The organism is Paracoccus sp. C2R09 (assembly GCF_018860625.1).
Lineage (GTDB): Bacteria > Pseudomonadota > Alphaproteobacteria > Rhodobacterales > Rhodobacteraceae > Paracoccus.
Genome location: NZ_JAHKQB010000037.1, coordinates 105,323 through 112,519 on the forward strand (window position 1 = coordinate 105,323; position 7,197 = coordinate 112,519).

7 protein-coding genes and 1 tRNA gene are annotated in these 7,197 nt (G+C 63.2%); 6 read left to right on the plus strand and 2 right to left on the minus strand.

What is annotated here, in order from left to right:
- Nucleotides 1-24: 24 nt before the first annotated feature.
- Nucleotides 25-1,371, minus strand: a complete 1,347-nt coding sequence (gene phaZ, locus KO490_RS15620) for a polyhydroxyalkanoate depolymerase (protein ID WP_252727233.1) — start codon at nucleotides 1,369-1,371, stop codon at nucleotides 25-27.
- A gap of 270 nt (nucleotides 1,372-1,641) precedes the next feature.
- Between phaZ and phaC the strand changes: the two genes are divergently transcribed.
- The 6 genes from phaC (at nucleotide 1,642) to KO490_RS15650 (ending at nucleotide 6,968) form a co-directional block, all read left to right on the plus strand.
- Nucleotides 1,642-3,453 (plus strand): class I poly(R)-hydroxyalkanoic acid synthase, encoded by a 1,812-nt coding sequence (gene phaC / locus KO490_RS15625; protein ID WP_371822369.1) that lies wholly within the window; start codon nucleotides 1,642-1,644, stop codon nucleotides 3,451-3,453.
- A 193-nt stretch (nucleotides 3,454-3,646) separates the two neighbouring features.
- Nucleotides 3,647-4,108, plus strand: coding sequence for a phasin family protein (locus tag KO490_RS15630; protein WP_216020350.1), 462 nt, complete (start codon nucleotides 3,647-3,649; stop codon nucleotides 4,106-4,108).
- A gap of 117 nt (nucleotides 4,109-4,225) precedes the next feature.
- Nucleotides 4,226-4,753: a polyhydroxyalkanoate synthesis repressor PhaR gene (gene phaR / locus KO490_RS15635; RefSeq protein WP_216020351.1), complete on the plus strand. Its 528-nt coding sequence runs from the start codon at nucleotides 4,226-4,228 to the stop codon at nucleotides 4,751-4,753.
- A 46-nt stretch (nucleotides 4,754-4,799) separates the two neighbouring features.
- Nucleotides 4,800-4,889, plus strand: a tRNA-Ser gene (locus KO490_RS15640).
- A gap of 381 nt (nucleotides 4,890-5,270) precedes the next feature.
- Complete coding sequence (locus KO490_RS15645) at nucleotides 5,271-6,029, plus strand: DUF5131 family protein (protein WP_216020352.1); 759 nt, start codon at nucleotides 5,271-5,273, stop codon at nucleotides 6,027-6,029.
- 27 nt (nucleotides 6,030-6,056) lie between these two features.
- Complete coding sequence (locus KO490_RS15650) at nucleotides 6,057-6,968, plus strand: three-Cys-motif partner protein TcmP (RefSeq protein ID WP_216020353.1); 912 nt, start codon at nucleotides 6,057-6,059, stop codon at nucleotides 6,966-6,968.
- 20 nt (nucleotides 6,969-6,988) lie between these two features.
- Here KO490_RS15650 and KO490_RS15655 read toward each other — a convergent pair.
- The coding region (locus KO490_RS15655; protein WP_216020354.1) for a hypothetical protein at nucleotides 6,989-7,197 on the minus strand (209 nt) is incomplete at its 5' end.

Sequence of the window (7,197 nt, forward strand, 5' to 3'; positions counted from 1 at the left end):
GTGGGGGCCGGGTTCCGTGGCCGGTCAGACGGCGATCTTGCCGCTGTCCATCGGGTCGTTCACGCCGCAATCATCCTCGACCTTGCGGGCGCGGCGGCGCTTCCGGCTGGCCTGCGCCTCGGGCTGGGTCATCGCCTCGTCCATGAAATCCAGGACCAGCGGGCGGATGTTCAGACGCCAGGACTTGCCCGCGAAGATGCCGTAGTGACCCGCGCCGGGTTCCAGGTGCTGGGCCTTGCGGTTCGCGGGCACGCCGGTGCAAAGGTCCAGTGCCGCGACGCATTGCCCGGGTGCCGAGATGTCGTCATTCGCACCCTCGACCGTCATGACGGCGGTGGTGGTGATCTTGCCGATATCGACCATGCGGCCGTTCACCTCGAAGCGGTTCTCGGCGATCTCGAGCTGCTTGAAGATGCGATCGACGGTCGAAAGATAGAACTCGGCCGTCATGTCCATCACGGCCAGGTATTCGTCATAGAAGCGGTTGTGCCTGTCGCCTTCGGAGGCGCTGCCGCGGGCCTCGGCAAAGATCTGGTCGGCAAAGGCCTTGGCGTGGCTTTCGGCGTTCATCGCGATGAAGCTGCCCAGCTGCGCGAGGCCCGGATAGACCATGCGCCCCGCGCCGCGATACTTGAAGCCCACGGACTGGATCACGAGATGTTCCAATTCGCCCATGGTGACGCGGTTGCCGAAATCGGTCACCTCGGTCGCGGCGGCGTCGGGGTTCACCGGGCCGCCGATCAGCGTCAGGGTGCGGGGCTGGGCCTCGGGGGTGTCCTCGGCCAGGATGGCAGTCGCGGCCAGCGCAAGCGGCGCGGGCTGGCAGACGGCGATGACATGGACGTCCGGGCCCAGATGGCGGATGAAGTCCACCAGATAGGTGGTGTAATCCTCGACGTCGAACTTGCCTTCGCTGACGGGAATGTCGCGGGCATTGTGCCAGTCGGTCACATAGAGATCGCAATCGGGCAGAAGCGAGGTGACGGTGGACCGCATCAGCGTGGCGTAATGGCCCGACATGGGCGCGACCAGCAGGACCTTGCGCGGCTTGGGTTCGCGGCGCGCCACGCGGAAACGGATCAGGTCGCCGAAGGGGCGCTTCAGTTCCGGTTCGACATAGACGATATGGTCCTGCCCGTCCTCGCCCGCGATGGCGGGGATCTCCCAGTCGGGCTTGATCACCATCCGGGAAAAGCTGCGTTCGGTGACCTTGCCCCAGGCAGCCATCATGCGGAACATCGGATTGGGTGTCAGGGCGAAGGCAGGATACCCGCCAATGGCGCGGGCGGTCGCGCCCAGCCATTCGTTCGTGTTCCGGATCGTCTCCATCGCGTCGTAGGAGATGATCCCCTTCACACCCTTGACCGTCATGCCGCCTCCGATTGCTGCGCGCATCACGCCCGTGTCACGGTCCGGATTTCCCGGGTTTACGCATCGGCAGGGCTGCGCGTATCATCCAAGGACAATTAGGGGGGATCGTCCGTCATGGCAAGGCAGACACGCGGCACGCGCAAAAATCTTGCTGAGGAGGGGGCTGGCAGGGAAACATCCGAAAAGCCTGATAAGCCTGCAAGAAAACGTCGTCCGGCGGCCAAGAAGGCCGCTGCGGAACCTAGCGTCACCTTGGAGCCCGCAACCCCGGTGCCGACGCCCCCGGAGGCCAGCGAGCCCCCCGAACCCGAGCTGCCGCAGGCGCAACCGCCTGCCGCGCAGCGCCTGGCGCAGAACATCGAACGGATCGAACAGCTGGGCCATCGCCTGCTTGCCGCCTTCGCGGAACGGGCCATGCCCAACCCCAATATCGAGGCGCCGGGGCCCGACCTCTATCGCAGCGCGGCCGAGGGGTTCCTGCGGACCCTGACCGAGCAGCCCTCGCGCATGATCGAGATGCAGGTCAGCTACTGGGGCGAGACGCTGTCGAACTATGCCCGCGCGCAGCAGGCCCTTGCGCAGGGGCAGTGGAGCCCGGGCGAGGATGACGGCCCCGCCGACCGGCGCTTCAGCAATCCGCTGTGGCAGAGCCATCCCTATTTCAACCTGATCAAGCGCCAGTACCAGACGAATGCCCGCGCCCTGAAGGATGCCGCCGCCGGGTTGGAACTGTCGGACGAGGTGGCCCGCAAGCGCATCGCCTGGCTGACGAACCAGGTCGTGGACATGATGGCGCCGACGAACTTTCTGGCGACCAATCCCGATGCGCTGGAACGCGCGATCGAGACCGAGGGCGAAAGCCTCGTGAAGGGGCTCGAGAACCTGGTGCGCGACATCGAGCAGAACGGCGGCGAGATGATCGTGTCGCTGGCCGACCGCCGCGCCTTCGCCGTGGGCGAGAATATCGGCACCACTCCGGGGCGCGTCGTCCATCGGTCCCGCCTGTTCGAACTGATCCAGTACAGCCCCATGACCGAGACGGTCCACGAGACGCCGCTGATCGTCTTCCCGCCCTGGATCAACAAGTTCTACATCCTGGATCTGAAGCCCAAGAACAGCATGATCCGCTGGCTGGTGGAACAGGGCCACAGCCTGTTTGTCGTCAGCTGGAAGAACCCCGGCGCCGAATTCGCCGAGATCGGTCTGGAGGATTACGTCCAGGCCTATCTGGAGGCGATGGACGTCGTGCGCGATCTGACGGGGCAGCCGAAGCTGAATGCCGTCGGTTACTGCATCGCGGGCACGACCCTGTCGCTGGTGCTGGCGCTGCTGGCGCAGAAGGGCGACGACCGGGTCAATTCCGCGACGCTGTTCACGACGCTGACCGATTTCTCCGAGCATGGAGAGTTCGTCAATTTCCTGCAGAACGATATCGTCGACGGGATCGAGCAGGAGGTCCGCAACCACGGCCTGATGCGCGCAGGACTGATGTCGCGCACCATGAGCTTCCTGCGCGCCAACGATCTGGTCTGGGGGCCCGCCATCCGCTCCTACATGATGGGCGAGACGCCGCCCGCCTTCGACCTTCTGTTCTGGAACGGCGACAGCACCAACCTGCCCGGGCGCATGGCGATCCAGTACTTGCGCGGCCTGTGCCAGCGCAACGAATTCGCAGGCGACGGCTTCACGCTGCTGGGCCACACGTTGCGCCTGTCGGATATCCAGCTGCCGATCTGCGCCATCGCCTGCGAGGCCGACCATATCGCCCCCTGGCGCGATTGCTGGCGCGGCTTCGCCCGGATGGGGTCCAAGGACAAGACCTTCCTCCTGTCGGAATCGGGCCATGTCGCAGGCATCGTGAATCCGCCCAGCCGCAAGAAATACGGTCATTACACGGGGCAGGGCGGTTTCGATCACGGGCAGGACGCCTGGCGCGAATCGGCATCCTATCACGAGGGCAGCTGGTGGCCCCGTTGGGGCGAATGGCTGGCCGAAAGGTCGGGCGGCCAGGTCGATGCACGCCACCCCGACGAAGGCCTGGAGCCCGCCCCCGGCAGCTTCGTGCATGAACGAGCAAGCTGAGCCGCCAATTCGGGCCGAGCAAGTTCAACGACTTGGCCCGAAATGCCTACGATTTACGGGGTTTTTGCTGCAGTGCGACATGAAAATCCTTGAAATGCTGCAGTGCAGCATTCATATTCGGAGCTGTGGTGAGAACGCGGCGAAACCCTCTTCCCTCTCTCTGATGTCGCCGCACTGACAGGAGTAGAAAGACATGGCCAAGACCCCCGATTTCACGAAGACGATGCAGGACATGATGGCGAACTTCCCGATCGACACCAGCTCGATGAAGGACGCGATGAAGACCCAGACCGCCATGGGCGAGAAATTCGCCAAGATCGCGCTGGGCGCGGCCGAACGCTCGACCGAGATCTCCTCGGCCTGGGCCAAGGATTCCATCGCCCGCATGGGTGAGCTGGCCGTCGTCAAGGAAGAGCCTTCGGATTACGCCAAGGCGATGAGCGATTTCGCCTCCGCCTCGGCCGAGATGGCCGCCGAGCACATGGCCTCCTTCGCGGAAGTCGCCAAGAAGGTCCAGATGGACACCGTGGACCTGATGCTGACCGCCGGCAAGGACATGGCTGCCGATGCCGAGCAGACCGCGCAGCGCGCAACGCGCGAGACGACCGCAGCGGCCCGCAAGACCGCCGCAAGCGCCGGTGCTGCCGCGAAGTGATCGACCAGAAAGGTCGCGAAGGGAAGGGGTGGCCATGCGCCGCCCCTTTCGACGTTTTTCCTTTGCGTTTTGTCGCGACGGCTTCCATCATGCCCAAAACGACAGCAAGGAGCCGAGATGGCCGCCGATAAAGCACCGCTGCTGATCAAGCGTTATGCCAGCCGTCGCCTCTACAATACCGAGACCAGCGATTACGTCACGCTCGAGGATATCGCGACATTCATCCGCGACGGGCGCGAGGTGCGGATCGTGGATCTGAAATCGGGTGACGACCTGACGCGTCAGTACCTGCTGCAGATCATCGCCGAGCACGAGAGCCGGGGCGAAAGCGTCCTGCCGCTCGAGGTGCTGAACGACCTGGTGCGCAGCTATACCAGCAGCGCGCAATCGGTGGTGCCGCAATTCCTGGCCGCCAGCTTCGAGATCCTGCGCGAGGGTCAGTCCAAGCTAATGGAGAACATGGCGCAGATACCGCATCCGATGTCCAACGTGCCGGGCTTTGACGCGATGCAGCGCCAGCAGCAGGCCTTCATGCGCGCGATGATGGGCGGCTGGACCGACGGCAAGCCCGCAGGCCAGGGCCAGGACATGGACGAGATCCGCCGTCAACTGGCCGAACTGCAAAAGCGCATATCGAAACTCTGACATGCATCTTGCACCGCCCGCGATCACAAGCTAGACCCTGCCGGACGGAGCGGTGGCCGAGTGGTCGAAGGCGCACGCCTGGAAAGTGTGTAGGCGGGAAACCGTCTCGAGGGTTCGAATCCCTCTCGCTCCGCCACTTGCCCCCGCGAAAGCGTTCTCCCGATCCGGCTGCGGCCGGATTTTTCCGTTGTTTTCGAGGGTTATGCGGGAGGGGCTGTTAGCCGGCCCACGTCCCGAAGGGCGCACACGCGTTCTCTCCGGGCCGATATTCTCCGGACCTGTTAACCGCCACGCTTCCGGTGAACAGCTTTAAGTCATTGCTTTCAAGCGATCTTTCGAAGTCCGTGGTGTACGCGATTTGGAAAATCCATCTGGATGGCGGATGGAACAGAGATCGAACGCCGCCCGTTGCGCTGCGGTTCGGCTGCAGCTGGCACCAATCTCACCCCAGCCGCTGTTCGTGCTTTGTGCTGAGTCAGCCGCGTGTTACCGTTGTGAAAAAGTGTGAGGCAAGCAGTTGGCCCAGAAGTCAGACATCGAATGGACGGACGCGACTTGGAACCCGGTGACGGGCTGCACCAAGGTCGGTCCCGGTTGTGACAACTGCTACGCCGAGCGGTTCGCAGAGCGTTGGCGTGGAATCCCTGGACACCCCTACGAGCAGGGGTTTGACCTGACACTCTGGCCGTCGAGGCTGAAGCAGCCCGTGCTCTGGAAAAAGCCGCGGATGATCTTCGTGAACTCGATGAGCGACCTCTTCCACAAGGACATCGACCATACATTCATCGACGCGGTGTTCGACGCCATGGAGCTTGCGGACTGGCACGTCTACCAGGTGCTGACCAAGCGCAGCTCGCTCATGCGCAACTACGTTCGGAAGCGGTATGATGGAGGGCCGATCCCTCGGCACATCTGGCTCGGCGTTTCTGTCGAGGACGCCGCGCACGCGAGCCGGATCGAGCACCTGAAGCAGATCAATTCCGACGCGCGCTTCATCTCGTTCGAGCCGCTGCTCGGACCGGTCGGGGATGTCGATCTGCAGGGAGTCGCTTGGGCCATCGTCGGGGGGGAGAGCGGGCCCCGGGCTCGGCCCATGGACGAAAGCTGGGCCCGCCAGATCCGGGACATCTGCGAACGTGACGACGTCGCTTTCTTCTTCAAACAGTGGGGTGGCGCCCGTCCGAAGTCGGGGGGGCGTCTGCTCGATGGTGAGGAATGGAACGGCTTTCCGTGGCAAATCGTCCCGAAGCCGATCCTCGATCAGATTTCAGCGTGAACCATTTCGCACGGAGCACCGCCACCATTGAAGAAATCGCATGTTGAAAATACGGTTGGCCCGTGGGCTCGGCAAAAGCTCGATGGCCTCGAGGCATATCTTCACGCTTACACCATTGCACTGAAGAAACAGTCCTTCGAACTGGTCTACGTCGATGCATTCGCCGGCGCGGGACGGTCAAGAATCCGCGACGCCTGGGCCGGCGCTGATGACGAAGACCTTCAGCTTCTTGATGACGAGTTTGTCCGGTCCGAGGAGCAGTTCATCGAAGGCTCCCCGCACCGAGCCCTCGCCCTCGAACACCCCTTCACTCAGTACCATTTCTTTGACGCAGATGCGGGGCGCGCGGCCCTTCTCGAGGGCCTGAGGGCCGAGTACCCGGCTCGAAAGATCAGCGTTCAGGTTGGCGACGCGAACGAATTGATCCAGAAGCTGGTCCCGCGGATAGCAGGGCGGAACACGAGGGGTGTTGCTTTCCTCGATCCTTATGGCCCCCACCTGGACTGGCGAACCGTCGCAGCTCTGGGGTCAACGAAGAAGTTTGAGGTGATCATTAATTTCCCACTTGGAATGGCCATCAACAGATTAATCACGCGCTCAGGCGACATTCCCGAAAGCTGGCGCGCGGGGCTGAACGGCTGCTTCGGCGGTGCGGACTGGGAGAGCCTCGTTTATGCAGAGCGCACGGATCTCTTCGGGGACACGACCCGCCACAAGGTTGACGATGCGGCCAAGCGGCTTCTTGACCACTACGTCGGCCGCCTGAAGACCTTGTTCGGCCACGCCGCCACACCGAGTGTCGTCAGGAACACGCGAGGTGTCCCGATCTACTACATGCTGTGGGCGGGGCCCCATCCCCTCGGGCACAAGATCGCCGACTACATCTTGGCGAAAGGTGATCGGATCACGCCACCAAAGACTCGGTCCGTTCGACGATGACCAGGCGGCGGCTCCGATTGCTAGCCGAGCCGGAACGCAGGCCTTGAAAGCATCCGAAGGGCGAGACCGATCGAAAAGATCGCGTCGCAACGCAGCAGGTCGTCCACTGATCTGCTCTCATCGAAGCTGCGACGATCAAGATTGCTGCCGTCATCGACATGCCGGAAATGCGACAGCGGGTTTCGCAGCGCCATCATGCGGCGGAGGTCGGTGAACCGCTCCGGGTTTG

Bases quoted from the DNA above. Each gene is read 5' to 3' on its own strand.
- phaZ (WP_252727233.1), bottom strand. From the start codon at position 1,371: ATGACGGTCAAGGGTGTGAAGGGGATCATCTCCTACGACGCGATGGAG.
- KO490_RS15630 (WP_216020350.1), top strand. From the start codon at position 3,647: ATGGCCAAGACCCCCGATTTCACGAAGACGATGCAGGACATGATGGCG.
- phaR (WP_216020351.1), top strand. From the start codon at position 4,226: ATGGCCGCCGATAAAGCACCGCTGCTGATCAAGCGTTATGCCAGCCGT.